This window comes from Streptomyces lomondensis (assembly GCF_014651035.1).
Lineage (GTDB): Bacteria > Actinomycetota > Actinomycetes > Streptomycetales > Streptomycetaceae > Streptomyces > Streptomyces lomondensis.
Window position 1 is genome coordinate 173,666 of the sequence record NZ_BMWC01000004.1, and the last position, 26,648, is coordinate 200,313.

The following is a 26,648-nucleotide window of genomic DNA, read 5'->3' on the forward strand; positions in this document are numbered from 1 at the left end:
CCCTGATCGGCAAGCGACCGCTTAGTATGCGAACCGACCCCGGTCAGGCGAAGCAGTCCCGTGGAGGCACCGCATGCAGGCATGGCAAGTGCACGAGAACGGCGAGCCGAGCGCGGTGATGCGCCTGGCGGACGTGGCGTCGCCGGCGCCCGGCGACGGCCAGGTCCTGCTGAAGGTGCGCGCCGCGAACATCAACTTCCCCGACGCCCTGCTGTGCCGCGGCCAGTACCAGGTCAGGCCGCCGCTGCCGTTCACCCCGGGCGTGGAGATCTGCGGCGAGACCGAGGACGGCCGCCGCGTGATCGCCAACCCCGTGCTGCCCCACGGCGGCTTCGCCGAGTACGCCGTCGCGGATTCCGCCGCCCTCCTGCCCGCCCCGGACGCCCTGGACGACGCCGAGGCCGCCGCCCTGCACATCGGCTACCAGACGGGCTGGTTCGGACTGCACCGGCGGGCCGGTCTGGAGGCCGGCGAGACCCTGCTCGTCCACGCTGCCGCAGGAGGGGTCGGCAGCGCGGCCGTGCAGCTCGGGAAGGCCGCCGGCGCCACCGTCATCGGTGTCGTCGGCGGCTCCGGGAAGGCGGCCGTCGCCAAGGACCTGGGCTGTGACGTGGTGATCGACCGGCGCTCCGAGGACGTCGTCGCCGCGGTCAAGGAGGCCACCGGCGGCCGGGGCGCCGACGTGGTCTACGACCCCGTCGGCGGTGAGGCCTACGCCCAGTCCTCCAAGGTCGTCGCCTTCGAGGGGCGGATCGTCGTCGTCGGCTTCGCCAGCGGCACGATCCCCAGCCCGGGCCTGAACCACGCCCTGGTGAAGAACTACTCGATCCTCGGCCTGCACTGGGGCCTGTACAACACCAAGAACCCGAAGCTGGTCCGGCACTGCCACGAGCAGCTCACCGAGCTGGCCGCCCGGGGCGCGATCAAGCCCCTGGTGAGCGAACGGGTGCCGCTCGGCGGTGCCGCCGACGCCGTACAGAAGGTCGCGGACGGCCTCACCACCGGCCGGGTCGCCGTCGTCATGGAGGGAGCGGCATGACCGGCACCGAGGAACTGCGCCGCCGTACCCGGGAGTTGCTGGCCGCGCACCCGCCGGCCTCGACCGACCGCCTGGACTTCCTCCGGGCCCGCTTCGACGCCGGACTCGCCTGGGTGCACTACCCCGAGGGCCTCGGCGGCCTCGGCGCACCCCGTTCCCTCCAGGCCGTCGTGGACGCCGAACTGGAGGCCGCCGGGGCCCCCGACAACGACCCGCGGCGCATCGGCATCGGCCTCGGCATGGCCGCGCCGACCATCCTGGGCTTCGGCACCGAGGAGCAGAAGCGGCGGTTCCTGCGGCCGCTGTGGACCGGGGAGGAGGTCTGGTGCCAGCTCTTCAGCGAGCCGGGGGCCGGATCCGACCTGGCCGCGCTCGGCACCCGGGCCGTCCGTGAGGGCGACGAGTGGGTGGTCAACGGGCAGAAGGTCTGGACGTCCAGCGCCCATGTGGCCCGCTGGGCGATCCTCATCGCCCGCACCGACCCGGACGTGCCCAAGCACCGGGGCATCACCTACTTCGTCTGCGACATGACCGACCCGGGCGTCGAGGTGCGCCCGCTGCGGCAGATCACCGGCGAGGCCGAGTTCAACGAGGTGTTCCTCACCGACGTCCGCATCCCGGACACGCACCGCCTCGGCGAGGTCGGCGAGGGCTGGAAGGTCGCCCAGACCACGCTGAACAACGAGCGCGTGGCCATCGGCGGCATGCGACTGCCCCGCGAGGGCGGCATGATCGGCCCGGTCTCGAAGACCTGGCGCGAGCGGCCCGAGCTGCGCACCCACGACCTGCACCAGCGGCTGCTGAAGCTGTGGGTGGAGGCCGAGGTCTCCCGCCTCACCGCGGAGCGGCTGCGCCAGCAGCTCGTCGCCGGCCAGCCCGGCCCCGAGGGCGCTGGCATGAAGCTGGCCTTCGCCCGCCTCAACCAGGAGATCAGCGGCCTGGAGGTGGAACTCCTCGGCGAGGAGGGCCTGTTGTACGACGACTGGACCATGCGGCGGCCGGAGCTGGTCGACTTCACCGGCCGCGAGGCCGGCTACCGCTACCTGCGCTCCAAGGGCAACAGCATCGAGGGCGGGACCAGCGAGGTCCTGCTGAACATCGTCGCCGAGCGGGTCCTCGGCCTGCCCGCCGAGCCGCGCACCGACAAGGACGTCGCCTGGAAGGACCTCGCCCGATGAGCGACCTGTTGTACTCGGAAGAGGAAGAGGCGCTCCGCGCCGCCGTCCGCGACCTGCTCACCGACCAGTGCGACGCGCCCGGCGTCATCGCCCGCACCGAGTCGGACGCCCCGCACCACCTGGCGCTGTGGAAGACACTCACCGACGGCATGGGCCTCGCGGGCCTGCTGGTGCCCGAGGAACTGGGCGGCCAGGGCGCCACGCACCGGGAAGCCGCCGTGGTGCTGGAGGAACTGGGCCGCGCGGTCGCACCCGTGCCGTATCTGACGAGCGCGGTCGTCGCCACCGAGGCGCTGCTCGCCTGCGGCACCGAGGACCTGCTGCGCGAGCTGGCGTCCGGGACGTCGATCGGCGTCCTCGCGGTCGCCCTCAACGTCGCACCGGGCGCCGCCTACAAGGTCGTCCGGCACGAGGGCGGCGTGCTGCGCGGCGAGCTGACCGGCATCGCCGACGCGGCCGTCGCGGACGTGCTGCTCGTGCCGGCCGACGACGGCGGCCTGTACGCGGTCGACGCCACCGCCGCGACCGTCACGCCCCAGATCTCGCTGGATCTGACCCGGCCGCTCGCGACCGTCGCCCTCGACGGAGTGCGGGGCCGCCTTCTGGGCGACGCCGAGCCCGCCCTGCGCCGGGCCCTGCGCGCCGGGGCCGGGCTGCTCGCCTCCGAGCAGTTCGGCCTGGCCGACCGGTCGCTGACGGACACCGTCCGCTACCTGAAGGAACGCAAGCAGTTCAACCGGCCCGTCGGTGGCTTCCAGGCGCTCAAGCACCGGCTGGCCCAGCTGTGGCTGGAGGTCGTCAACCTCCGCGCGGCGGCCCGCAATGCCGCTGACGCCCTGGCGAGGGGCGAGGACGTCGACATGGCCGTCACTGTCGCCCAGGCCTACGCGGCGCCGGTCGCCGTGCACGCCGCCGAGGAGGCCCTGCAGCTGCACGGCGGTCTCGGCATGACCTGGGAGCACCCGGCGCACCTGTACCTCAAGCGCGCCAAGGCCGACTCCCTCGCCTACGGCACGGCGGGCGCCCACCGGGAGGCACTGGCCGCACTGGCCGACCTCCAGGCCCCCTGACGTACACCCGGCCGACACCGGGCAACAGCCCGCCGAAAACCCGGAAAAGCCCGTCCCACCTGGGGCGGGCCTTTTCGTGCACCCCGGCCCGGTGAAGTGAACGCACAGCGGCGGTCCGGCCAACTCCCCGCGCGGGCCTGCTCCTTGGCGCTATCGGGACCTCATACTCGCAGGGTTCCCGTACGGCACTTCCAGGGAGGCAGAGCATGGCCCTCACCACCCGTCGCAGAGCCCTCACCACCCTCGGCGCAGCCCTCGCGGGCGCGGTCGCCCTGCCCGCCACCGACGCACTGGCCGGCGAACGGCGGCACCGGCCCCGCCCGTTGTGGCGCGCCCACGCCCACAACGACTACGAGCACCCGCGGCCGTTGTTCGACGCCCTCGACCACCGCTTCGGCAGCGTCGAGGCCGACATCTACCTCGTCGGAGACCAGCTCCTCGTCGCCCACGACCCGGAGGACCTCGACCCGGCCCGCACGCTCGAGTCCCTCTACCTCGACCCGCTCGCCGCCCGCGTCCGGGCCAACTGGGGTTCCGTGTACCGGGGACACCGGGGCTCGCTGCAACTGCTCATCGACATCAAGACCGACGGTGCGTCGACCTATCTCGAACTCGACCGCCACCTCCGGCGTTACCGGCACCTGTTCACCACGTACGCCCACGGCCGCGTCCACCGCGGCCCGGTCACCGCGGTCATCTCCGGCGACCGCGCGGCCCGCGTCCCCATGGAGGCTCAGACGGTCCGGCGCGCCTTCTACGACGGCCGGCTCGCCGACCTCGGCAGCCAGGCACCGGCCTCCTTCATCCCGCTGATCAGCGACAACTGGACGCTCAACTTCACCTGGCAGGGCGTGGGCGCGTTCCCTGACGCCGAGCGGCAGAAGCTGCGGGGCATCGTCGAGGCCGCCCACCGGCGCGGGCAGAAGGTGCGGTTCTGGGCGACGCCGGACCAGGTCGGACCCGCCCGGGACGCGCTCTGGGGCGAACTGCTCGCCGCGGACGTCGACCACCTCAACACCGACGACCTCGCCGGCCTGGAGGCGTTCCTGGACGCCCGGCGGGCGGCCTAGAGCGGGCGGAACACCACACGTTCGGCGGACAGGTCAGCCGCCCGGACGAACCCTCCGCTACGCCACACTTACGGCCGAACGCCGTGAACCGGACATGGCGGCGTGGCGGAGGAGTTGACGATGGCCATTTCCATCTCTGTGGTGCTGCTGCTCGTGATCCTGGCGGTGATCTTCCTGCGCAACGGCGGGCTGAAGGTCTCCCACGCGCTGGTCTGCCTGCTGCTCGGCTTCTACCTGGCGAGCACCAGCATCGCCCCCACCATCCACAGCGGCCTCACGGCGACGGCCGAGATCGTCAGCAGTCTGCGGCCCTGACGGTCACGTCCCTGAGAACACGCCGATGCCGTTCGGAACGGCCCGTTCGGCACCACCGCTCGGATGGTTGCGCACGGAGACGGCGCTCGCGCCCGGCTTCCGGGCGACCAGCGTCGACGAGCCGCCGCCGTCCAGGCTGAAGGCGTCGTCCGAGCCCAGCTTCCGCATGGCGTCGGCCACTTCGGCGATCGTCAGGCCGCTGCGGTAGGCGGCCGCGCCGTCCAGCGCGAGCAGCAGCATGCGCCGCCCGCCGTCGGCGATCCCCACCGCCGTACGGACGGCCGCGGTCGTGTCGTCGAGACCCGCCAGCGGCCGGCCGCCCGTGAGGACCGGGTAGCCGCCGAGGGCGAGGCGGTACGGGGTGCCGCTCGTGGCCGCCACGAGAGCGTGCTCGATCTCGACCGCCTCACCGGTGGAGAACTTCCGCAGCTGCTGGGCGCCCGCCTCCCGGCCGACCAGCACGGTGGTCCCCGCGGCGATGGGACCGCTGCCGGGCGTGTCGGCGGCCGAGACGACCTTTCCGTCGCGGACCGTCACCTCGTAGGTGTCCGTGCTGCACGGCGCGGCCCGGTCCGTGTCCGTGCCGCAGGTGGCGCGCACCCGGGAGGCGCTGCCCCAGTCGGCGGTGAACGCGCCGACGGAACCCACAGGCAGCGCGTACTGGTTGAGCCCCCCGAGCGGCAGCTGCGCCTCGGAGGTGCGGACGGAGCCGTTCAGCGCCAGCCGGTCCAGCCGCGCCACTCCGTCGGTACCGACGCCGAACACGTCCTCGGTGGTCGTGCCGGGCGGCAGCGCCGGCCCGAAACGCTGGCCGTTCGGCACGGCCGCCTTGAGCGTCCGCCCGGCCGCGATCGCCGGACCCACGCTCGCGCCGGTCGCCTCCACGCCCGGGTGCTGCGTCTCGGTGATGTTGAAGAAGTCGCCGTTGACCCCGGCGACCGCCCCCTGCGCGTCGGCCATCCGCGAGACCTGCGCGCGCGAGGCCACCGCCCCGGGGTACAGCAGATCGACCCGTACCTGCGGATGGCCCAGGTCGACCTTCAGCACATGCGCGTGCGTCACCCCCTTGGCGGCCTTGATGTCGAACTCCTCGTACGTGACGCCCGGCGCGACCCGTACGCCCTTCTGGACGGCGCCGGCCGGTGCCGCCCCCGCCAGGGCCGCACCGGCCAGTGCCCCGAACGCCGTGAGGAACGCCAGTACCGCTCTGCCTGCTCCCCGTCGTGTGTGACGACCTGTCACCGTGCCCCCTGATGTCTCGTCAACTGTCCCGACACTCAGGGGCAGTGCACCAGACCGCGGGGGCCGGCAGGGTGGCTGAGCGCGCACTACGCGGGAACGGCTGAAAAAACTACCCCTCCGGGTGCTTCAGCTGTCGTCCGTTCCGGTGGCGTACGGCGTGTAGTGCGCGGGCGCGTGGTCGATCGGCAGGTGCGGCCGCCAGGCGGTGAGGGCCTGCGCGCTGCACACGAACAGCTGCTCCGGCAGCCGGTCCAGGGCGAACCAGCGCCAGCGGCCCACGCTCTCCCCGGGCTGGTCCGAGGGCTCGCCCCGCCAGGCGGTGACCCGGGCCGGCACGGTCACCCGGACGACACCGCCCGCGTCGTCCAGGAGCGTCCCCAGCAGCCGGACGTCCTGCGGCCGTGCCTCGATCCCCGTCTCCTCGGCGAGCTCGCGCACGACCGCCTCCGGCAGCGACTCCCCGGGCTCCACCGTCCCGCCGGGCAGCTCCCACGTCCCGCGCCGGTGCCGGCCGAGCAGCAGTCCGCGCGGCCCGTACAGGACTGCGCCGACGCCGAGCGCCGCATGCGCCACCGGCGGCCTCCCGACGCGGGGCCGGGAGGAGACGCGGACGGGCCGGGTCACCTGGAACAGCCGGTAGGACGCCTGGTTGCCGTCCTGCGGCGGGTCGAGGACGTCGACGCGCTCCACACGCAGCCCGTACTCGGTGAGCAGCTCCGTCCACAGCTCCGGGGTCAGGACCCACATCTGGACGGTGACGTCACCGCCGCCCGCCAGCCGCAGGATCTCCGGCCGGGCGCGGACACGGTCCGACGGGCCGTCACCGCGCGCGTTGGTGTGCAGCACCGTGAAGCAGAGCCTGCCGCCCGGTCTGAGCGCCCCGGCGAGGGCGGGCAGCAGCCGGTGCGGGTCCAGGTACGGGACGGCGTTGACGGAGTAGACGACGTCGTACGGCTCGGCCGAGCGCAGGTACTCGACCGCGTCGGCCAGGACCAGCCGCAGTCCGGGCAGCGAGCCGTACCGGGCACGGGCCCGTTCGCACTGGCCGGGCGAGGCGTCGACCGCGTCCACCAGCGCGCCGTGGGCCCGGACCAGATGCGCGGCGTGCCGGGCCGGACCGCACCCGAGATCCAGCACCCGCCGGCCCGTCAGCTCCCCGAGCACCTCCGCCCCCGGCCCGCCGCCCCCGAACCCCCAGTCGAGCCCTGCCGCTTCGGGCAGCACCGTGCCGCGCCGCAGATGATGTGCCCCGTACACCTCCCACGCCTCGGCGTTGACCGCCTCCGGTCGGCTCGGCAAGGCTCAGCCGCCCGCCGCCGCGTCGCGCGGCAGCACCGTGACGCGGTGGAAGTTGCACCCGACGAGCCGTGGCTCGCCGGTGTCGGGCCGGGCCTGGTGGGCCTTGAGGGCGCCGCTCACCAGGGTCAGCAGCAGGTCGACGTCCGCCTCGCAGTCGAGGTGGATCGTCACCCAGCACGATCCGGGAACCAGGCGGATGGCGCTCGAACCGGCGAGGTCGTAGTGGAAGCGCTGGATGGCCCGGCGGGTGAGGTGGAGGTCCACGTCCCGTGCTGAGTGGAAGTGGACGATCTCGTCACGGACGGAACGGAGCGCCCGTCCGGTACCGCAACTCGCCGGGCCCGCCATGAGATCGGGCCAGGCTTGCAGGCGCTCCAGGGCGCGCTGGGCCAGAGTCATGGTCCCATCGTCGCCTGATTACCGTTCCGCAACCAGAGGTTGAGTGGTTTGTAACCGGGACGTGAGGTGGGCGAGGGGGCGGCTGCCGTCGCGTCAGGCGGAGTTGACCAGTCTGAGGTAGCGCTTCCAGTCCCAGTGGCGGCCCGGATCCGTGTGGTCGCTGCCCGGTACCTCGTGGTGGCCGATGATGTGCGCGCGGTTCCGGGGGATGTCGTACCTGGCGCAGATCGCCGCGGTGAGCCGGGCAGACCTCTCGTACATGGCGTCGGTGAAGTACCCGGGCCGGTCCACCCAGCCCTCGTGCTCGATGCCGATGGTGCGGGTGTTGTAGTCCCAGTTGCCCGCGTGCCACGCGATGTCCGACTCGCGCACGCACTGGGCCACCTTTCCGTCCGAGCGCACCACGTAGTGCGCGGACACCTTGGTCCTGGGGTTCCGGAAGACGGACAGGGTGCCGGCGTAGGTCGTCTGCGCGACGTGGATGACCACATAGTGCAGCGGATGGGCGCGGGGGCGGTGCGACGGCGTGTAGTTGGCGCGGATCGCCGGGTGCCACGCGGCTCCGGGATGGTCGACGGCCCGGGGCCGGGCGGCGGCCCGGGCGTCGGGCAAGAGGGCCAGGGGGACGGCGGTGAGGGCGGCTCCCTTGAGGAGGCCTCGCCTGCTGGGGAAGAGAGTGGTCCGTTCCATGAGTGGGTGCCTTCCGGGTTCGACGGGCGGTGTCACTCGCTCAACTGCGCAGAGCGGCGGCCGTTGTGGTCGCGGCTCGCGTGGATCAAGTTACGGCGCCTGCCGGTCGGCCGGCGGAACGCGATCTGATTCCGTGGACGGGCCGGAGAATGTGGACAACTCGCTCACGCGGTCGGGTGATTGGGGACGATGGATGACACGCGGCCCTTTGCGACGGACCCTTTTCAGGCCCGCTCGGCGACGGCCGCCGGATCGTCCAGCACCGCCCGCACCACCGAGTGCGCCGCACCGAGCAGCGGCCCCTGTGGGCCCAGCTGGGACACGGTCACGGGACAGACCGGGCCCGCGGTGCGCCGCGCCAGCTCGTCCCGCAGCGAGGGCAGCAGCCACGGCGCCACGCCGGACAGCTCCCCGCCCAGCACCACACCGTCCGGATCGAGCAGGTTGACCGCCCCGGTCAGGGCGACACCGAGCGCGGTGCCCGCGTCGCGCAGGGCCCGGCGCACGTCCTCGTCGCCGTCCGCGGCGCGCCCCGCGAGCAGTCCCACGCGGTCCTCGTCCGGCTCCAGACCGGCCGCGCGCAGCACGGCCTCCTCGCCGGCGTACTGCTCCAGGCACCCGCGTCCGCCGCACGCGCACTCCGGCCCGTCGGGCTGGACCGGCACGTGCCCCAACTCGCCCGCGAAACCGCGCGTTCCGCGCAGCAGCCCGCCGTCCACCACGACCGCCGCACCGATGCCGATCTCCGCCGACACGTGCAGGAAGTCGCGCGGCGTGCCGTCACCGAGCCAGAGCTCGGCGAGCGCGCCGAAGTTGGCCTCGTTGTCCACCGTCAGCGGGAACTCCGCCGGCAGCAGGTCACCGAGGTCCGTGTCGTGCCAGTCGAGGTTCGGGGCGCGGACGACGGTCCGGGAGTCGCGCGCCACCAGACCCGGTACGGCCACGGCGAGCCCGGCCGGCCACAGGCCCTCGCCCTCCGCCTCGGCGACGACCTCCAGGATCAGTGCGGTGAGCTCCGCGATCACGGGCTCGGGGGAGCGGCCGCGGTTCGCGCCCTGCCGTATCGCCCGCGCCCGGGTCGTGCCGCGCAGGTCGACGGCGCAGACCGCGAGATGGTCGACGCCGACCTCCGCGCCGATCCCGGCCGGGCCGCGCGCGCTGACGGCGAGCGCGGAGCCGGGGCGGCCCACCCGGCCCGGCCGCTCGGGCCCCAGCTCCTCGATCAGCCCCGAGCGGATCAGCTCGTCGACCAGCGTCGACACCGCCGCCCGGGTCAGGCCGATCCGGGCGGCCACGGCGGCCCGGGACAGCGGCCCCTCGGCGCGGACGGCGTGCATGACGCGGGCGAGGTTGCGGCGGCGCATGCCCTGCTGGGTGTCGGGCGTCGCCCGCCGCGGGCCGCCCGCGTGCGGCGCACGCCCCGGTTCGCCGGGGCGGGTCTCGTGCGGCGGTGCGGTCATGCCTGCGTCAGCCTCCGGGCTGGGTCCGGGGTTCGGGTGGACACCCGGCGGTGGGCGTCCACGGGATCGTTCGAGTCAGCTCCGCGCCTCCACGGGGTCGTCGCGTCGGCTCCAGTTCCGTCAGCTCCCGGCCGTTCCCCGCTCCAGCAGCGGAGCCGCGTCGGAGAGTACCCCGGCGATCCTGGCCAGCGTCTCCTCGTCCCGCTCGACGGCGCCGAGCACCGGCCCGGCCGCCGTGTCCCAGCGGCGCGCGACCGCCGCCGGGTCCTCCCCGGTCAGCAGCCCGGCCGCCTGCGCGGCGGCGCCGAGCGCCACCAGCTCCTTCGCCTCGGGCACCTGCACCGGGCGCCCCGACAGCCGCCGTACGGTCTGCTGCCAGGCCGTGCCCCGGGCGCCGCCGCCGATCAGCAGCAGGGGCGCCGACGGGTCGGCGTCCTCGTCCAGGACCAGGTCGAGCGCGCCCAGCAGGGAGTGGACGGCACCGTCGTAGGCGGCCTGGAGCAGCTGGCCGGCGGTGGTGTCGTGGCGCAGGCCGTGCAGCAGGCCGGAGGCGTTCGGCAGGTTCGGCGTGCGTTCGCCGTCCAGGTAGGGCAGCAGGGTGACGGCCGTGCCGGGCTCGACGGCCTCGCGGTCCAGGCGCAGCAGCGTCGCCACGCGGTCGACGGCGAGCGTGCAGTTCAGGGTGCAGGCCAGCGGCAGCCAGTCGCCGCGGGCGTCGGCGAAGCCCGCCACCGTGCCGCTCGGGTCGCCGGGCCGCCGCTGCGACACGGCGTACACCGTGCCCGAGGTGCCGAGGCTCATCACCGGCACGCCGGGGCGGATCCCGAGGCCCAGCGCCGCCGCCGCGTTGTCGCCGGTGCCGGGCGCGACCAGGGTGCCCTTGGAGAACGGCAGGTCATGGCTGTCGCGCACCGTGCCCGCCACCTCGCCGGGCCGGACCACCCGGGGCAGCAGGGCCGGGTCGAGCCCCACGTGCACCAGGATCTCCTCGTCGTACGCCTCCGTCGCGGACGCCCACCAGCCCGTCCCGGAGGCGTCACCGCGGTCGGTCGTGCCCTGGCCGGTGAGCCGCTCGGTGAGGTAGTCGTGGGGGAGGCGCACGGCCTTCGTGGCGCGGACCGCCTCCGGCTCGTGCTCGGCCAGCCAGGCCCACTTGGTGACCGTGAACGAGGCCGCGGGGACGAGGCCGGTGCGCTCGGCCCAGAACTTCGCGCCGCCCAGCTCCTCGGTCAGCCGGCGCGCCTGCGGCGCCGAGCGCACGTCGTTCCACAGCAGGGCCGGACGCACCGGCTCGCCCCGGTCGTCCAGGGCGACCAGGCCGTGCTGCTGCCCGCCGACCGACACCGCCGCGGCCTCGTGCGCCGCGTCGCCGCACTGGCGCAGGGCCTCGCACAGCGCGTCCCACCACTGGCGCGGATCGCTCTCGCGGCCCGCCCCCGAGGAGACGGTGTGCGGCGCCTGGCCGCTCGCGACGACCCGGCCGGTGGCCGCGTCGACGACCAGAGCCTTCGTGGACTGGGTGGACGAGTCCACGCCGACGACGAGCGGACCCTCGGCTGCTGACATCGGGCTTCTCCCTACTGAACGCGGCACGTGTCTCTGTTCGGAGCACCTTGTCTCTTCCCAGAGAGGTGCTCGCATACTAATTTGTAAATCGGCATGACGAAATAGCCTCAGCGAGCAAGGAGCCGCGGCATGAGCTACCAGCCCACCCCCGAGGACAGGTTCACGTTCGGCTTGTGGACCGTCGGCTGGCAGGGACGGGACCCCTTCGGCGACGCCACCCGGCGTGCCCTGGACCCGGTCGAGACGGTGCAGCGCCTGGCCGAACTCGGCGCCCACGGCGTGACCTTCCACGACGACGACCTGATCCCGTTCGGCTCGAGCGACACCGAGCGCGAGGCCCACATCAAGCGCTTCCGGCAGGCCCTGGACGCCACGGGCATGAAGGTCCCGATGGCCACCACCAACCTCTTCACGCACCCGGTCTTCAAGGACGGCGCGTTCACCGCCAACGACCGCGACGTGCGCCGCTACGCGCTGCGCAAGACCATCCGCAACATCGACCTCGCCGTCGAGCTGGGCGCCCAGGTGTACGTGGCCTGGGGCGGTCGGGAGGGTGCCGAGTCGGGTGCCGCCAAGGACGTCCGCGCGGCCCTGGACCGGATGAAGGAGGCCTTCGACCTGCTCGGCGAGTACGTCACCTCCCAGGGCTACGACCTGCGCTTCGCGATCGAGCCCAAGCCGAACGAGCCGCGCGGCGACATCCTGCTGCCGACCGTCGGCCACGCCCTGGCGTTCATCGAGCGCCTGGAGCGGCCGGAGCTCTACGGCGTCAACCCCGAGGTCGGGCACGAGCAGATGGCCGGGCTGAACTTCCCGCACGGCATCGCGCAGGCCCTGTGGGCGGGCAAGCTGTTCCACATCGACCTCAACGGCCAGTCCGGCATCAAGTACGACCAGGACCTGCGCTTCGGCGCCGGTGACCTGCGCGCCGCGTTCTGGCTGGTCGACCTGCTGGAGTCGGCCGGCTACACCGGCCCCCGGCACTTCGACTTCAAGCCGCCGCGGACCGAGGACCTCGACGGGGTGTGGGCCTCGGCGGCCGGCTGCATGCGCAACTACCTCATCCTCAAGGAGCGCGCCGCCGCCTTCCGCGCCGACCCGGAGGTGCAGGAGGCGCTGCGCGCGGCCCGCCTGGACGAGCTGGCCCAGCCCACCGCGGCGGACGGCCTCCAGGCCCTGCTCGCCGACCGGTCGGCCTTCGAGGCCTTCGACGTCGAGGCCGCCGCGGCCCGCGGCATGGCCTTCGAGCAGCTGGACCAGCTGGCGATGGACCACCTGCTGGGGGCGCGTGGCTGAGGCCACGCGTGCGTGCGGCGGGCCGGCTTCAGGCGGGCGTTGCGCACCCCGGAGCCGTGAGGCCGCACGCGCGCTTGCGGGCCATTGCGCGGCCCGCGCCGTGCGGTGTCGCGCAGCGTGAGCCCGCACGCGCGCGTGCGGGCCCGTCGGCCGGTCACCGCGATCGGCTGACGGGGCCGTCATGCTCCGGAATCATGCGATCCATGCCATGAGCCGGTATCAACTTCCGTGCGCCCCTCCCGCCTTGTGCGGCAGGCGGCGACCCTGGCGGTATGGCCCTGCCGCCCGTACCGCCTCACCCGCCCGGACCTCCCCGGCGCCGGAGTCCGCTGCTCATCCTGCTCGCCGTGCTCGTGGCCGCCGCAGCCGTGTCCGTCGTGGTGCTGATGGCCTCGGGACGGGACGACTCGCCGGACGAGGGGACGCCCGGCGAGGGCACGAGCAGCACTCCCGCGCCGTCCTTCGGCATTCCGACCGAGCTGCCCACCGGATTGCCGAGCGAGCTGCCGACCCGGCTGCCGTCGGGCTTTCCGAGTCAGCTGCCGAGTGATCTACCGAGTGATCTGCCGAGCGACCTCGAATCGCTCCTGCCGTCCCTGGACACCGGCGGGCTACTGCCCTGACCGCGGCGCGGATCCGTCCCCGGCGGCGAGTTCCGCCGACGTCAGCGCCGTCGCCGGATCCTGGGCGGCGCCTCCCGCGGGCAGCCAGCGGCCGCCTTCCCGGTGGTACGGCCACCACCGGCCGTCCCGGCCTAGCCGGAGCTGAACCGGTGCGCCGACGACCGTCCACCGGTTGCCCCGGGCCCGCAGCTCGGGCCGCTCGTCCGCGTCCCAGGCCGACTCCAGGGCGGCACGCGCGCGTGCGAGCGCTTCGCCCTGAACCCGCCACTCCTCGTCGAGGACGGCCAGCGCGTCCGAGCCGCCGAGACGCCAGGCGCGCACCGCTGCCGCCAGCCCCTCCCGGCCGCGTCCCGACCCGTCGGCGAGACGGCCCGCCACCTCCCGTCCAGGGTCGCCCGCGGCCAGCCGTACCGCGTCCTGCGCCACCGTCAGCTCGGCGTCGCAGCCGCCCCGGAGTGCCTCCGCGAGCAGGCGGCGGGCCTGTACGGCGGTCCGTGCGGCCAGGAACTCCAGCGCGGCCGGGTCGATGCCGGCGGCGGGCGGTGTCCCGGTGTCCAGGGACGGCGGCAGGCCCGGCTCCTCGGGCAGGTCGGGCAGGGCCGGCAGCGGGGGCAGGATGTCACCGGCCGCGTACGCCTCGGCCGCGTCCACACCCTTGGGCCCGGAGGAGTCGGCGGCGGATGCGCCACTGCGCGACTGGAGGTCACCCAGCAGGGTCGCTTCATCGCGCCCGCGCATCAGCAGCAGGACGAACGGGTCCTGGTCGAGCAGCCGTGCCACCTGGTAGCAGAGCGCCGCCGTGTGCCCGCAGTGGTCCCAGGCCCCGCAGCCGCACTCCGGTTCCAGATCGCCCAGGCCCGGCAGCAGTTCGACGCCCGCGGCCGCCGCGTCCTCGACCAGGTGCGGCGGCATCTCCCGGTCCAGCAGCGCCGCCACATGACCGGACCGCTCCACGGCCATGTCCAGGAGGCGGTCCCATTGCTCGGGCGTCAGCTCCGCCAGCAGGACGTCGGCCCGGTGCGCCGTGCGGTCGCGGTCCTGGACGACGGCCGTGAGGCGCCCCGGGCGCACCGACACCGCGCCCACCGCTCCGGCGCGCGCCAGCCGGCGTCCCGACTTGAGCTGCGTCGAGTCCAGCGCCGTGTCCTCCAGCGCCTTCAGCCAGGCCTGTCCCCACCAGGTCTGCGCGAAGCCCCGCCCCTGTGCGGGCGGCAGCGCCGCGAACGTGCGCTCCCTGTCATCGTCGTACCGAGTCATCGCAGGCCCCCTCGCAGCTCGACCAGATCCGCCAGCTCCGCGTCCGTCAGCTCCGTGAGCGCCGCCTCACCGGAGCCCAGGACCGATTCCGCCAGCTCCCGCTTGCGGACCAGCAGTTCGGCGATGCGGTCCTCGATGGTCCCCTCGGCGACGATCCGGTGCACCTGCACGGGCCGGGTCTGCCCGATGCGGTACGCGCGGTCGGTCGCCTGCGCCTCCACGGCCGGGTTCCACCAGCGGTCGTAGTGCACGACGTGCTCGGCCCGGGTGAGGTTCAGGCCGGTGCCCGCCGCCTTCAGCGACAGCAGGAACACCGGCACGTCGCCGTCCTGGAAGCGCCGCACCATGGCCTCGCGCTCGGCGACGGGCGTCCCGCCATGCAGGAACTGCGTGGGCGTGCCGCGGGCGGCCAGGTGCCGTTCGAGGAGGCGGGCCATCTGCACGTACTGCGTGAAGACCAGCACGCCCGCCCGCTCCGCGAGAATCGTGTCCAGCAGTTCGTCCAGCAGCTCCAGCTTCCCGGAGCGCCCGGCGATCACCGGCCGCTCCTCCTTGAGGTACTGCGCGGGATGGTTGCAGATCTGCTTGAGACCGGTCAGCAGCTTCACGATCAGACCCCGCCGCGCCATGCTGTCCGCCCCGGCGATCTCCGCGAGCGCCTCGCGCACCACGGCCTCGTAGAGCCCCGTCTGCTCCTGGGTGAGCGACACGGCGTGATCCGTCTCCGTCTTCGGTGGCAGCTCGGGCGCGATCCCCGGGTCCGACTTGCGGCGGCGCAGCAGGAACGGCCGTACGAGCCGGGCCAGCCGGTCCGCGGCGGCCGGGTCCTGGCCGCCCTCGACGGCCTCCGCGTACCGCCTGCGGAAGGTGCCGAGCCGGCCCAGCAGCCCCGGGGTGGTCCAGTCGAGGATCGCCCACAGCTCCGACAGGTTGTTCTCCACCGGGGTGCCGGTGAGCGCCACACGCGCGCGTGCCCCGATGGAACGCAGCTCCCGCGCGGTCGAGGAGTAAGGGTTCTTCACGTGCTGGGCCTCGTCCGTCACGAGCAGGCCCCACGGCACCCCGGCGAGCCGGGGCGCGTCCAGGCGCATCGTGCCGTACGTCGTCAGCACGAACTCCCCGTCGGCCAGGCCGTCCAGGCTGCGCCGTGCGCCGTGGAAGCGCCGCACGGGGGTGCCGGGCGCGAACCGCTCGATCTCCCGCTGCCAGTTGCCCATCAGGGACGTCGGGCAGACCACGAGGGTGGGACCGGCGGATTCCGCGTCCGTCTGCCGGTGCAGGTGCAGGGCGATCAGCGTGATCGTCTTGCCGAGCCCCATGTCGTCGGCGAGACAGCAGCCGAGGCCCAGCGAGGTCATGCTCGCGAGCCAGTTCAGACCCCGCCGCTGGTAGTCCCGCAGGGTGGCCGCGAGGGCGGCCGGCTGCTCCACGGGCTGCTGCGCCTCGGGGTTCTCCAGGCGCTCCCGCAGGGCCGCCAGCCATCCGGTGGGCCGCACCTCGACCCGGCGGCCGTCCACCTCCGCCCAGCCGGTGAGGGCCGCGCCCAGCGCGTCCACCGGCGTGACCCTGTGGTCCTGCCGGGAGCGGGCCAGGCGTACCTCCTGAGGGTCGATCAGGACCCACTGGTCACGCAGCCGCACCACCGGGCGCTTGGCCTCGGCGAGACGGTCCAGTTCCTCGCGGCTCAGGCTCTGGTCGCCCAGCGCGAACGACCAGTCGAAGGCGAGCAGCGCGTCCGCGGAGAGGAACGACGGCAGGGCGGCGAAGGTCTTGCCGGACTCCGGCTCGTCGTCGGACGGCCCCGCCCCCGCGGGGCCCACCTCCGCGCGCGTGGTGAGCTCGCGGGCCAGACCCTTCGGCCAGTGCACCTCGACCCCGGCCGAGGCCAGCGCGCGGGCGCCCGCGCCGAGGAGCTCGGTGACCTCCTCGTCGGCGAGCTCGACCGCGTCCGGGACGGTCGCCGACAGCAGGGGCGTCAGCGGGGTCCAGGCACGGGCCGCGCGGCGCAGGGCGAGCAGGGCGTCCATCCGCGCGCGTGGGCCGAAGGCCTCTCCCCGGGCGTCGCCCGCCCAGACGTCGGCGGCGTCCGCGACGAGGGCGGCATCGCTCACGCTGTGCACCTGGAGGACGGCTCGGAAGGTCACGTCCGCGGCGTCGGGTGTTGTTACGTCGGACGTCGTGGCGTCGGGCGTCGTGACCTCGGACGTCGTGGTGTCGGACGTCGTGGTGTCGGGCCTCGTGGCCTCGGAGTTCGTGGCGTCGGCCGTCCCGTCGTTCGCCGTCGCCTCCGCAGGGCCGTGTGCCTCGATCAGGCGCTGTGCCTCGATCAGGCCGTGCGCCTCGATCCGCAGCGACAGCCGCACGCCCGCGTCGTGACCCGCGGCGACGTCCGCCGCCCACGCGCGCTGCTCCGGCAGGTGCACCGGCTCGGGAGCCGCGTAGGCGGGACCGCCCGTCACCAGCGGCGCGGCCGGGGAGCGCGGCAGGGTGTCGGCGACCGCGTCGAGGAAGGCGCGCAGGAGCTGCTCCGGGTCGGGCAACCGCAGCGGCCCGGCGCCGCCGCGCAGCACGGCATGCGCCTCGGGCGGCATCGCGGCGGCGAGGCGGCGCACGGCCTCGACGTCCTGGGCACGCAGCGGGCCCGTGCGCCAGGCGTCGTGGTCGCCCGGGGACAGCCCCGGCAGCAGCAGTCCGCGCGCCACGAGGTGCAGGGCGTGCAGGGCCGCCGCGCCCCAGAACACGGTGGACCGGTGTCCCTGCGCGCCGGTACGCGCACGCGCGAGGACCGGCAGGGCCGCGCGCACGGGTACCAGGACGGCGGGCACGCTCTCGGTCTCGACCCCGCCGTCGCCGGGCACGACGACGGTCAGGTCCGCGATGGTCGCCGACGCGACGGCCGCGGATGCCACGGCCGTGGGGGCTACGGCCGTGGCGTCCGCGCCGTCGGGTCGCCAGAAGGCGATGGTGCCCGTGCGGGCGGGGTCGCCGGGCAGGAAGACGGCGCGGCAGTGGGCCAGTTCGGGAATCTCGGAGGAGGGTGCCGGGGGAGTCGGGTGCTCGACTATGACTGATTCCTCAAATTTGACTACTTGGCGGAGTCGCCGAGGGTACAGCATTTTCGGCGCACATGGGTATGGCTGAGCTGTGAGCTGGGTCACCATGGAGGTCTCAGGGGTGCGTCGGGGTCGCACCTCAGGGATGTCTCAGGGTCGCGGTCGGAACCGCCGCACGCGCGGGTCCGTTTTCGGGACAGAGAGCGGCAATGGCCGCGAAGGAGGCGACAGTCATGTCGAAGAACGCCAAGATCGCCGCGGGCGGTGTGGCGGCCGGACTCATCCTGCTGATCTGGCTGCCCTGGTGGGCCGCGCTGCTGATCATCCTGGGAGTCCCGGCCGCCGCGTACCTCACGCTGGACCCCTCACAGCGGCGCAGGCTGCGCCGCGCGACCCGCAAGGAGCTCGGCCGCTGATCGGCCGTACCGGTCAGTTCGGCCGTACGGCCATCTTGTCGAGCGCCTCGAGGAGACCCGGCAGCTCCGGCCCCCGGCCCACCGGCAGGACCTCGCCGGGCTCCTCGTCGAGCAGTACGAACGCGATGTCGTCGGTCCTGGCCACGAGCGACCAGCCGGGACCGTCGGCGCGCAGGGTCCGCGCGTCCCCCGGCGCGAAGGACGACCGGACCCGGCCCAGCGGCGGCGGTGAGTCGACATAGGTGCGGGCCTCGGCGAGGACGCGCCGGATGCCGCTGTGGCCCGGCTGCCCGTTCTCCCCGCTCCGCTCGGGACCGTCGGCCGCTCCGCCCCCGTCACCCGGTGTCCCGGAGGTCCCCGGTGTCGAGAACGCCGAGTCGTCGACCTGCTCCCGCCACACCGCCCACTGGAGCGCGATCTCGTCGGCGCCCAGGCGCCGCTGGGCCGGCCCCCAGACGGTGGTGTCCGGCGGGGCGAGCGGCGGCCGGTCGTCGACCTCCGGGCCGGGATCGTGCGGCGCGGGCACTCCGGGGGCCGCGACGGCGACCGCGAGGGGCCAGCCGGGCAGTGCGGCGACGACCGTGCGCTCGTCGGGCGACAGCTCGTACTCCATGCCGCAGTCCCACGACGCGATCGCGACGGCCACCAGGGAGACGTCGTCGATGACCACCGTCCACCGGGCGCCGTCGCCGTCCTGGCCGAGCACCAGCCCGTACCCGTCGGCGAGCGGCGCCAGGCCGAGCGCCGCGCACGCCTCCGGGTAGTCGTCGCCGAGCACACTCGGGAACTTCGCCGGCGTCAGCAGCACCGCCGTGAGCACATAGAGCGCATCGTCCGCGGCGGCGACGGCGTCCTCGTCCGTCCCGGCCATCCCAGCCTCCCCATCGTTGGTCCACCGGCGCGACCCTAGTGCGCCCGGAAGCCGCTTGTCACGACCTCGCAAGCGCACCCGGAGCTGCAGTTTTCCGGCGGACGGGGCGAATCGGCCGTCCGGGCCGGGCGCCTCACGTCGTCGGCAGCCCCAGCAGCTCACGGGCCACGGTTCCCGGCGACTCGTCCCGTTCCCGCGCGAGTGCGATGACGGCCCGGCAGGCCAGCTCGTTCACCCCGAACGACAGGGCCTCCGGCGACACCCACCCTGCCGCCTCGTCGGCCCGCTCCTGGTCGTCCTCGGCGCACGCCGTGACGTAGACGGCCGCGGCCTCGAAAAGATTGTGCGGACGTGTGTCCCCGTCGGGCTTCGTCTCCGTGCGCAAGGCATGAGCGACTCTGCCCCCGGCCTTGCGGACCTTGTCCCACATGTGCTGACCACCTTCCCCCTGTGCGTTTTCCCCGCTCACCGTTCATCTCCCGCCCATCAAAGTAGAGTTGGAGCTTCGGTGGCAGAAGGGGGAGGGTACCGTGAAGCGCTTCGAACGGCTCGAACAAATCCGCCGGATGGATCCGTACCGGGACGCCTCGGAGATCTACCGGCTGAGCGTGGCGTACGAGTTCCCCTGGGACTTCGCCCGGTCGCTGGAGCTGGCCCTGTACCGCACCTACGCCGTCCCGAGCATCGGCCGGCTGCTCGCGGAGACCGCGGAGCTCACGGAGCGCACGCAGAAACGCTACGACGACACCTCGCTGCTCCTGGACGCCGTCGTCGAGCACGGCTTCGGCAGCGAGCAGGGCAGGACCGCCATCCGCCGCATCAACCAGATGCACCGCAGCTACGACATCAGCGACGAGGACATGCGCTACGTGCTCTGCACGTTCGTCGTGATGCCCAGGCGGTGGATCGACGCCTACGGCTGGCGCAGGATGTCGCGCCACGAGATCGTCGCCAGTGTCGTCCACTACCGCACACTGGGCCGGCACATGGGCATCAAGGACATCCCCGAGACGTACGAGGAGTTCGAGACCTGCCTCGACACCTACGAGGCGGCCCACTTCGCCTGGGACGAGGACGCCCGCCGCGTCTCGGACGCCACGCTCGACCTCATGGCCTCCTGGTACCCGCGCCCCCTCGCCCCCCTGCTGCGCACCACGACCCTCTCACTCCTCGACGACTCGCTCCTGCGCGCCTTCCGCTACACCCCGCCGAGTGCCGCCACGCGCGCGTGGGTGCGTCGCGCGGTACGGCTGCGGGGGCGTGCCGTCCGTCTGCTGCCGCCCCGGCGGGCCCCGCACTTCGCCCGGCAGAACTGGGAGATCAAGGGCTACCCGAACGGCTACCGGATCGCCGATCTCGGCACGCACCCCGTCCCCGGGGTCCGGGGCTGCCCCGTGCGGCACGTGGAGATGCCCGGCTCCGAGGCCGGGTGACGCGGCGGCTCAGTCCTCGCGCACCGCGAGCGCCAGGAAGCGGGCGTCCTCGTCGACGTACGACGTCAGGAGCCACCCGGAACCGGCCAGCAGCGGACGGAGGTTGGGCTCGGCGCGCAGGTCGTCCGGGGTGAGCGGGCGGCCGTGGCGCGCCGCCAGCGCCGCCCTGCCGATCGGGTGGAACAGCGCCAGCACTCCACCGGGCCGCACCACGCGCGCCAGCTCCCGCAGGTTCTCGGCCGGGCTCGGCAGATGCGAGATGAGGCCCGCCCCGAACACGGCGTCCAGCGTCCGCGTGCGCAACGGCAGCGCGGCGACGTCCGTGAGCAGCAACGCCCCGTCACGGTCCCGTCCGGCCCGTACGGCCTCCCGCAGCATGGCCGGGGTCAGATCGGCCCCGATGACCACTCCTGACGGCCCCACGGCGGCCCGCAGCGGCGGCAGAGCACGCCCGGTGCCGCAGCCCGCGTCGAGCACCCGGTCGCCCGCACGCAGCCCGAGCTCCGCGACCGCGGCGGCGTAGGCCGGGCCGTCGTCGGGGAACCGGGTGTCCCAGTCGGCGGCGCGGGCGGTGAAGAACTCCTGGACACGCGTCTGCTCGTCGCTCATGTACCGCATGATTCCTCACCGGCACGGATGACGCCTCAGTGCACACGTTCGAGCGTGACCCGATCGTTCCGGTACATCTCTGCGTCATATTCCAACACCTTTCGAAATGCGCCCCCTTCGCACGCCCCTGGCGGGTCTAGCGTCCCGGGGCCATGGGACACCTGGACCACGCCGCCCTGGGGTGGCTGACCCCCGCGCTGTCGTACGTGATGGCCTGCATAGGCGCCGCCCTCGGACTGCGCTGCACCGTCCGCGCGCTCGCCGCCACCGGCCGCTCGCGCCGCAACTGGCTCCTCACCGCCGCCTCGGCGATCGGCACCGGCATCTGGACCATGCACTTCGTGGCCATGCTCGGTTTCAGCGTCGCCGGCACCGACATCCGCTACGACGTGCCGCTCACCCTGCTGAGCCTGCTGGTCGCCATGGTCGTCGTCTGCGCCGGCGTCTTCGCCGTCGGCTACAGCCGGGACCGCGGCCGGGCCCTGCTGCTCGGCGGCCTCACCACGGGCCTCGGCGTCGCGAGCATGCACTACCTGGGCATGGCGGCCGTCCGCCTGCACGGCGACGTGACCTACGACCCGGTGCTCGTCGGGCTCTCCGTGCTGATCGCCGTCGTCGCCGCGACGGCGGCCCTGTGGGCGGCGCTCAACATCAAGTCGCCCGTCGCCGTCACCATCGCCTCCCTGATCATGGGCGCGGCCGTCAGCAGCATGCACTACACCGGCATGTTCGCGGTGAGCGTGCGCGTGACGCCCTCCGGGGAGGTCCTGCCCGGGGCCACGGCGATGCAGTTCATCTTCCCCCTCGCCGTCGGCCTCGGGTCCTATCTCTTCCTCACCTCGGCCTTCGTCGCGCTGTCGCCGACGGCGGGGGAGCGCGAGGCGTCCGCCTCGGCGCAGCGGCCGGTCGAGAGTCCCGCCCACTAGCCGCGGCCGCGGCTCCGGCTGCGGTCCGGCGGCCCGGACGACCACCCGTAGCTAGCCCGGACGGCACGACGAAGCCTGGACGGCACGAACCGAAGCCCGGACGGGACGACCCGAAGCCTGGACGGGACGCCCCATAGCCCGGACGGCACGACCCGAAGCCTGGTGGCACGCCCCGCAGCCGGGGTGGCACGGCCCCCGAACCACTCCCGAGCGAGGAGTCCATGCGTACACCCCGTAGGACCCCCACAGCCGGCGCCGAGGCGCCGCCCCCGCCGGTGCGCGGTCGCCGCGCGCACGCCGGGCCACCGGCCGACGAGGACCCTGAGGCACCCTCGGGCGCCGCACCGGACGGGGCCCCCGCGCGTGCCGAGCGTTGGCACATACGCCCGCGTACCGTGCGCGCCAAGATCGTCTGCCTGCTGATGGTGCCGGTCGTCTCCCTCCTGGCCCTGTGGGCCTACGCCACCGTCACCACCGCCCAGGACGTCTCCCGGCTCCGGCAGGTGCAGCGCGTGGACACCACCGTCCGCGCCCCCGTCTCCGCCGCGGTCGCCGCCCTCCAGGCCGAACGCGCGGCCGCGGTACGCCACGCCACCGAACCGTCCGCCGTACGCACGGACGAGCTGGACGAACTCGCCCGGCGCACCGACCAGGCCGTCGCGAAACTGCGGCTCGGCAAGGACAGCACCGTCGCCGACAGCGGGGAACTGCCCGCCGGAGTCGCCCGCCGACTGGAGGAGTTCGTCACGGGCGCCGAGCAACTGCGTCCGCTGCGCACCGAGGTGCGGGACCGGAGCGCGGACTGGGCCGAGACGTACACCCGCTACACCCGGACCATCTCGGCGGCCTTCGCCGTCGGCGGCGCCCTCACCGGCATCCAGGACGCCGACCTCGGCTCCGACGCACGCGTGCTGCTCGAATTCGCCCGCGCCGGCGAGGCGCTGGCCCGCGAGGACGCCGTCCTGGCGAGTGCCCGCCTGGACGGCGCCCTGAACGGGGAGCGCCTACGGATCTTCACCGGCGCCGTCGAACTGCGCCGCTCCCTCACCGAGTCGGCCGTCGCCGACCTGCGCGGCACCGAACGCTCCGCCTGGGACGCCCTCTCCGACAGCAGCGCCTACGCCGGCCTGGGCGACGCCGAGGACGAGATCCTCGCCGGCGCGCCGGGCGAAAAGGCGGTCGAGGCGGCACCCGAGAGCACCTGGAACACGGCCCACGCGCGCGTGCAGAGCGGCATGCGCACCATCGAGGGCGACGCGGCCCGCGGTGTCGCGGAGCGGGCCGACCCGTTCGCCCGAGGACTGCTCACCCCGGCCGGCGCCGCCGTCCTGCTCGGCCTCGCCGCCGTCGCCGCCTCGCTCGTCATCTCCGTCCGCATCGGCCGCGGCCTCGTGGTGGAACTGGTGAGCCTGCGCAACAGCGCCCTGGAGATCGCCCGGCGCAAACTCCCCGAGGCCATGCGGAAGCTGCGCGCGGGGGAGGAGATCGACGTCCGCGCCGAGGCCCCGCCCGGGCCACCCGCCGACGACGAGACCGGGCAGGTCGCCGAAGCCCTCGGCACGGTGCACCGCGCCGCGCTGCGGGCCGCCGTGGAACGCGCCGAACTCGCCAGCGGCATCTCCGGTGTCTTCGTGAACCTCGCCCGCCGCAGCCAGATCCTCGTCCACCGGCAGCTGAGCCTCCTCGACAGCATGGAACGCCGCTCCGACGACCCGAACGAACTGAGCGACCTCTTCCGCCTCGATCACCTCACCACCCGCATGCGCCGCCACGCGGAAAGCCTGATCATCCTCTCCGGAGCCGCCCCCGGCCGGGCCTGGCGCATGCCCGTCTCCCTGACCGACGTGGTCCGCGCGGCCGTCTCCGAAGTCGAGGACTACGCGCGCGTGGAGGTACGGCAACTCCCCGAGACCGCCGTCATCGGCACGGCCGTCGCCGACCTCACGCACCTCCTGGCCGAGATCATCGAGAACGCCGCCCAGTTCTCGCCGCCCCACACGCGCGTACGCATCACCGGCGAACCCGTCGGCAACGGCTACGCCGTCGAGGTCGAGGACCGCGGCCTCGGCATGGGCAAGGAGACCCTCGCCGAGGCCAACCGCCGCATCGCGCAGTCCGAGGCGCTCGACCTGTTCGACAGCGACCGGCTCGGCCTGTTCGTCGTCAGCAGGCTCGCCGCCCGGCACGACGTCAAGGTCCACCTGAGGCCCTCGCCGTACGGCGGCACCACGGCGGTCGTCCTGCTGCCCACCGCCCTGCTCCACACCGGGACGCCGGAACGTTCCCCCGGCGAGGCGGCCCCCGCGCGGCAGCCCGCGGAACGCGCCTACGCGCGCGTGCCCGACGACACCCCGCTCCAGGACACCGTCGCCGCACCGGCCGACCGGCGCGCCCTCGTGGCTCCCGTACCGGCCGCCGCGGAGTCCGCCCGCCACGCGGAGAACGCGAGCAGCACCCCGGCCCCAGGAGTCGCCACCTTGCGACTGCACCGCCCCCAGGAGCAGCCCGAGGGCTCCGACGACCTCCCGCGCCGCGTACGGCAGGCCAGTCTCGCCCCCCAACTGCGCGACGGACGCCCCGAGGAGCCGCCGCCCGCGCCCGAGCCGCAGGACCACGCACGTACCCCCGAACACGTACGGGACCGGATGGCGGCGTACCGCGACGGCTGGGCCCGCGGCGGCGGCCGGCAACCCGGCCGCGGAACCACGCCCGGCGCCGCGGCGGGCAGCGACAGCAGCGAAGGAGACCCCGCATGATCCAGGACCCGAGCACCCACACCGCCCGGCGCTCCGGCGAACTCGACTGGCTGCTGGACGACCTGGTGCTCCGCGTGAGCGCGATACGGCACGCCGTGGTGCTGTCCAACGACGGTCTCGCCGTGGGCGCCTCCAGCGACCTGCGCCGCGAGGACGCCGATCACCTGGCCGCGGTCGCCTCGGGCTTCCACAGCCTCGCCAAGGGCGCGGGACGGCACTTCGGCGCCGGCGGCGTCCGCCAGACCATGGTGGAGATGGACGAGGGCTTCCTGTTCGTGGCGGCCGCGGGCGACGGCTCCTGCCTCGCCCTCCTCACCGCCGTGACCGCGGACATCGGCCTCGTGGCGTACGAGATGGCACGCCTGGTCAAGCGCGTCGGCGAGCACCTCGGCACGGCGCCCCGCGCCGGCGCGCGACCTCCTGCCGCCGGATGAGCCGAGAGGGCGGTCCGCGCAGATGACCGAGGACATGAGGGGCACCCCGCGCGAGGAGGGCACCCAGTGGTACGACAACGAGGCCGGCCCTCTGGTGCGCCCCTACGCCATGACGGGCGGACGCACCCGGCCCGGCCCCACGGGCGTGCGGTTCGACCTGATCGCCCTGGTCACGCTGGACCCGGGCGCACCCGGCGTGGACGACGCCCTGCTCGGCCCGGAGCACCGGGCCCTGATCGGCCTGTGCCGCACGGAGACCCAGTCGGTCGCCGAACTCGCCGCCGGCGCGGACCTGCCCGTGGGCGTGGTCAGGGTCCTCCTCGGCGACCTCCTCGAACTCGGCTGCGTCACCGTCAGCCGCTCTGTACCACCGGCGCAACTGCCCGACGAACGCATCCTGCGCGAGGTGATCGAGGGACTGAGGGCGCTGTAGATGAACCCACACCACACCCGCACTCACGTCACCTGTTGCCGGCACTCCCGAGAGAAGTGATCAATGGTCTCCGAGCACTCCGACGCCCCGGGCGGCGAAACCGCCGCACTGGCGCTGAAGATTCTGGTCGCCGGCGGATTCGGCGTGGGCAAGACCACCCTGGTCGGAGCCGTCAGCGAGATCCGGCCGCTGCGCACCGAGGAACTGCTCAGCGAAGCCGGCCAGTCGGTGGACGACACCGACGGGGTGGACCACAAGACCACCACGACCGTCGCCATGGACTTCGGGCGCATCACCATCCGGTCCGGCCTCTCCCTGTACCTGTTCGGCACACCGGGGCAGGACCGGTTCTGGTTCCTGTGGGACGAGTTGTCACAGGGAGCGCTCGGTGCGGTGGTCCTCGCGGACACCCGTCGCCTGGAGGACTGCTTCCCCGCGGTCGACTACTTCGAGCACCGGCGCATCCCGTTCGTGGTGGCCGTCAACTGCTTCGCGGGCGCCCGGCGGCACGGCGCCCCGGACGTCTCGCGCGCCCTCGACCTCGACCGGGGCACGCCCGTGGTGCTGTGCGACGCCCGGGACCGCGACTCGGGAAAGGAGGTGCTGATCCGTCTCGTCGAATACGCCGGGCGGATGCACACCGCCCGGCTCCTCGACTCGGTCGGCTGACCGCGGCCCGCGCGGTCAGCCCGCGACGTCCCGCTCCGCCAGAACCCTTTCGATGCCGACGCGGACCAGGAGTTCACCCGGGACGCCGTTGCGGGCGCCGAACTCCTCCGCGCGGTCCTCGCCCATGTACCGGGCGCCGATACGGGTGGCCCAGTGGCGTATCTCGTCGAGGTCCTCGGAGACGCGGGCGCGGCCCCGCAGCACCACGAAGGAGTACGGCGGCCGGTCGTCGTCCACACACAGGGCGACCCGGCCGTCCCGGGCGATGTTGCGCCCCTTCACACTGTCCTTGCCGGTGTTGAACACCAGCTCGTCCCCGTCCAGCACGAACCAGATCGGCGTCACGTGCGGGCTCCCGTCGGCCCGGACCGTGGAGAGCTTTCCGGTGCGGGTGCCGTGCGAAACGAACTCCCGCCATTGCGCGTCGGTCATCTTCTCTGCCATGGCTCCCATCCTCCTTGCCCCGACAGCGGTCGTGGGGAAGGCTGGCGTGGAGATCCTCCGGCCAGGAGGAGAATCACACGGGGAAAACGGGGAGATCGGA

The 26,648-nt window shown here is 73.9% G+C and carries 26 protein-coding genes; 14 read left to right on the top strand and 12 right to left on the bottom strand.

Translation table 11 applies throughout. The features are described 5' to 3' along the window. Positions 1 to 73: 73 nt before the first annotated feature. From IE255_RS15970 to IE255_RS15990, 5 genes are all read left to right on the top strand, one after another. Positions 74 to 1,039: an NADPH:quinone oxidoreductase family protein gene (locus IE255_RS15970; protein ID WP_190050927.1), complete on the top strand. Its 966-nt coding sequence runs from the start codon at positions 74 to 76 to the stop codon at positions 1,037 to 1,039. Then, positions 1,036 to 2,217: an acyl-CoA dehydrogenase family protein gene (locus tag IE255_RS15975; protein ID WP_190050928.1), complete on the top strand. Its 1,182-nt coding sequence runs from the start codon at positions 1,036 to 1,038 to the stop codon at positions 2,215 to 2,217. The genes IE255_RS15970 and IE255_RS15975 overlap by 4 nt, the downstream gene beginning before the upstream one ends. Further along, positions 2,214 to 3,287, top strand: a complete 1,074-nt coding sequence (locus IE255_RS15980; protein ID WP_190050929.1) for an acyl-CoA dehydrogenase family protein — start codon at positions 2,214 to 2,216, stop codon at positions 3,285 to 3,287. The genes IE255_RS15975 and IE255_RS15980 overlap by 4 nt, the downstream gene beginning before the upstream one ends. A gap of 206 nt (positions 3,288 to 3,493) precedes the next feature. Further along, on the top strand, positions 3,494 to 4,357 hold the full coding sequence (locus IE255_RS15985; RefSeq protein ID WP_190050930.1) for a phosphatidylinositol-specific phospholipase C/glycerophosphodiester phosphodiesterase family protein: 864 nt from the start codon (positions 3,494 to 3,496) through the stop codon (positions 4,355 to 4,357). A gap of 120 nt (positions 4,358 to 4,477) precedes the next feature. Further along, on the top strand, positions 4,478 to 4,672 hold the full coding sequence (locus IE255_RS15990; RefSeq protein ID WP_190050931.1) for a hypothetical protein: 195 nt from the start codon (positions 4,478 to 4,480) through the stop codon (positions 4,670 to 4,672). A 3-nt stretch (positions 4,673 to 4,675) separates the two neighbouring features. On the opposite strand, the gene IE255_RS15995 is transcribed toward IE255_RS15990, so the two are convergent. From IE255_RS15995 to xylB, 6 genes are all read right to left on the bottom strand, one after another. Next, the gene (locus tag IE255_RS15995; protein ID WP_229906428.1) at positions 4,676 to 5,914 is read right to left on the bottom strand and encodes a phosphodiester glycosidase family protein; all 1,239 of its coding nucleotides are present in this window, start codon (positions 5,912 to 5,914) and stop codon (positions 4,676 to 4,678) included. Positions 5,915 to 6,040: 126 nt separating this feature from the next. Beyond that, complete coding sequence (locus IE255_RS40140; RefSeq protein WP_190050932.1) at positions 6,041 to 7,213, bottom strand: NUDIX domain-containing protein; 1,173 nt, start codon at positions 7,211 to 7,213, stop codon at positions 6,041 to 6,043. A 3-nt stretch (positions 7,214 to 7,216) separates the two neighbouring features. Continuing rightward, entirely contained in the window at positions 7,217 to 7,612 is a 396-nt protein-coding gene (locus tag IE255_RS16005) for a luciferase domain-containing protein (protein WP_190050933.1), read from the bottom strand. A gap of 93 nt (positions 7,613 to 7,705) precedes the next feature. Next, positions 7,706 to 8,302 (bottom strand): N-acetylmuramoyl-L-alanine amidase, encoded by a 597-nt coding sequence (locus tag IE255_RS16010; RefSeq protein WP_190050934.1) that lies wholly within the window; start codon positions 8,300 to 8,302, stop codon positions 7,706 to 7,708. Positions 8,303 to 8,526: 224 nt separating this feature from the next. Next, positions 8,527 to 9,762 (bottom strand): ROK family transcriptional regulator, encoded by a 1,236-nt coding sequence (locus IE255_RS16015; protein ID WP_190050935.1) that lies wholly within the window; start codon positions 9,760 to 9,762, stop codon positions 8,527 to 8,529. A gap of 120 nt (positions 9,763 to 9,882) precedes the next feature. Then, positions 9,883 to 11,328: a xylulokinase gene (gene xylB / locus IE255_RS16020; protein WP_190050936.1), complete on the bottom strand. Its 1,446-nt coding sequence runs from the start codon at positions 11,326 to 11,328 to the stop codon at positions 9,883 to 9,885. Between the two features lie 129 nt (positions 11,329 to 11,457). Here xylB and xylA point away from each other — a divergent pair, with 129 nt between their 5' ends. Both xylA and IE255_RS16030 read left to right on the top strand, forming a co-directional pair. Beyond that, positions 11,458 to 12,624 (top strand): xylose isomerase, encoded by a 1,167-nt coding sequence (xylA, locus tag IE255_RS16025; RefSeq protein WP_190050937.1) that lies wholly within the window; start codon positions 11,458 to 11,460, stop codon positions 12,622 to 12,624. Between the two features lie 272 nt (positions 12,625 to 12,896). Then, positions 12,897 to 13,247, top strand: coding sequence for a hypothetical protein (locus IE255_RS16030; RefSeq protein ID WP_190050938.1), 351 nt, complete (start codon positions 12,897 to 12,899; stop codon positions 13,245 to 13,247). On the opposite strand, the gene IE255_RS16035 is transcribed toward IE255_RS16030, so the two are convergent. Continuing rightward, a complete protein-coding gene (locus IE255_RS16035; protein ID WP_190050939.1) occupies positions 13,236 to 14,504 on the bottom strand; it encodes an SWIM zinc finger family protein in 1,269 nt (422 codons plus the stop codon). The genes IE255_RS16030 and IE255_RS16035 overlap by 12 nt on opposite strands. Then, positions 14,501 to 17,620 carry an SCO1167/SCO6262 family helicase gene (locus IE255_RS16040; protein ID WP_229906429.1) on the bottom strand — a complete coding sequence of 1,040 codons (3,120 nt, stop codon included), beginning with the start codon at positions 17,618 to 17,620 and terminating at the stop codon, positions 14,501 to 14,503. The genes IE255_RS16035 and IE255_RS16040 overlap by 4 nt, the downstream gene beginning before the upstream one ends. A gap of 170 nt (positions 17,621 to 17,790) precedes the next feature. Here IE255_RS16040 and IE255_RS16045 point away from each other — a divergent pair, with 170 nt between their 5' ends. Then, complete coding sequence (locus IE255_RS16045; protein WP_031114931.1) at positions 17,791 to 17,973, top strand: tail-anchor membrane protein; 183 nt, start codon at positions 17,791 to 17,793, stop codon at positions 17,971 to 17,973. A gap of 13 nt (positions 17,974 to 17,986) precedes the next feature. Here the strand turns inward: IE255_RS16045 and IE255_RS16050 are convergent, their stop codons facing one another. Then, positions 17,987 to 18,844: a hypothetical protein gene (locus tag IE255_RS16050; RefSeq protein WP_190050940.1), complete on the bottom strand. Its 858-nt coding sequence runs from the start codon at positions 18,842 to 18,844 to the stop codon at positions 17,987 to 17,989. A gap of 133 nt (positions 18,845 to 18,977) precedes the next feature. Continuing rightward, a complete protein-coding gene (locus tag IE255_RS16055; RefSeq protein ID WP_190050941.1) occupies positions 18,978 to 19,274 on the bottom strand; it encodes a hypothetical protein in 297 nt (98 codons plus the stop codon). A gap of 100 nt (positions 19,275 to 19,374) precedes the next feature. On the opposite strand from IE255_RS16055, the gene IE255_RS16060 reads away from it, so the two are divergent. After that, positions 19,375 to 20,277, top strand: coding sequence for an oxygenase MpaB family protein (locus IE255_RS16060; RefSeq protein ID WP_190050942.1), 903 nt, complete (start codon positions 19,375 to 19,377; stop codon positions 20,275 to 20,277). 9 nt (positions 20,278 to 20,286) lie between these two features. On the opposite strand, the gene IE255_RS16065 is transcribed toward IE255_RS16060, so the two are convergent. Beyond that, positions 20,287 to 20,886 carry a class I SAM-dependent methyltransferase gene (locus IE255_RS16065; protein WP_190050943.1) on the bottom strand — a complete coding sequence of 200 codons (600 nt, stop codon included), beginning with the start codon at positions 20,884 to 20,886 and terminating at the stop codon, positions 20,287 to 20,289. A gap of 152 nt (positions 20,887 to 21,038) precedes the next feature. Between IE255_RS16065 and IE255_RS16070 the strand changes: the two genes are divergently transcribed. The 5 genes from IE255_RS16070 to IE255_RS16090 all read left to right on the top strand — a co-directional run bounded on the left by IE255_RS16070 (position 21,039) and on the right by IE255_RS16090 (position 26,104). Next, entirely contained in the window at positions 21,039 to 21,812 is a 774-nt protein-coding gene (locus tag IE255_RS16070; protein ID WP_190050944.1) for an MHYT domain-containing protein, read from the top strand. Between the two features lie 221 nt (positions 21,813 to 22,033). Continuing rightward, the gene (locus tag IE255_RS16075) at positions 22,034 to 24,568 is read left to right on the top strand and encodes a sensor histidine kinase (protein ID WP_190050945.1); all 2,535 of its coding nucleotides are present in this window, start codon (positions 22,034 to 22,036) and stop codon (positions 24,566 to 24,568) included. Further along, complete coding sequence (locus IE255_RS16080; protein WP_190050946.1) at positions 24,565 to 25,002, top strand: roadblock/LC7 domain-containing protein; 438 nt, start codon at positions 24,565 to 24,567, stop codon at positions 25,000 to 25,002. The genes IE255_RS16075 and IE255_RS16080 overlap by 4 nt, the downstream gene beginning before the upstream one ends. Before the next feature lie 22 nt (positions 25,003 to 25,024). After that, the gene (locus IE255_RS16085) at positions 25,025 to 25,435 is read left to right on the top strand and encodes a DUF742 domain-containing protein (protein WP_190050947.1); all 411 of its coding nucleotides are present in this window, start codon (positions 25,025 to 25,027) and stop codon (positions 25,433 to 25,435) included. Between the two features lie 63 nt (positions 25,436 to 25,498). Continuing rightward, entirely contained in the window at positions 25,499 to 26,104 is a 606-nt protein-coding gene (locus IE255_RS16090) for a GTP-binding protein (protein ID WP_190050948.1), read from the top strand. A 15-nt stretch (positions 26,105 to 26,119) separates the two neighbouring features. On the opposite strand, the gene IE255_RS16095 is transcribed toward IE255_RS16090, so the two are convergent. Then, positions 26,120 to 26,548, bottom strand: a complete 429-nt coding sequence (locus IE255_RS16095) for a PPOX class F420-dependent oxidoreductase (protein ID WP_190050949.1) — start codon at positions 26,546 to 26,548, stop codon at positions 26,120 to 26,122. Positions 26,549 to 26,648 lie beyond the last annotated feature (100 nt).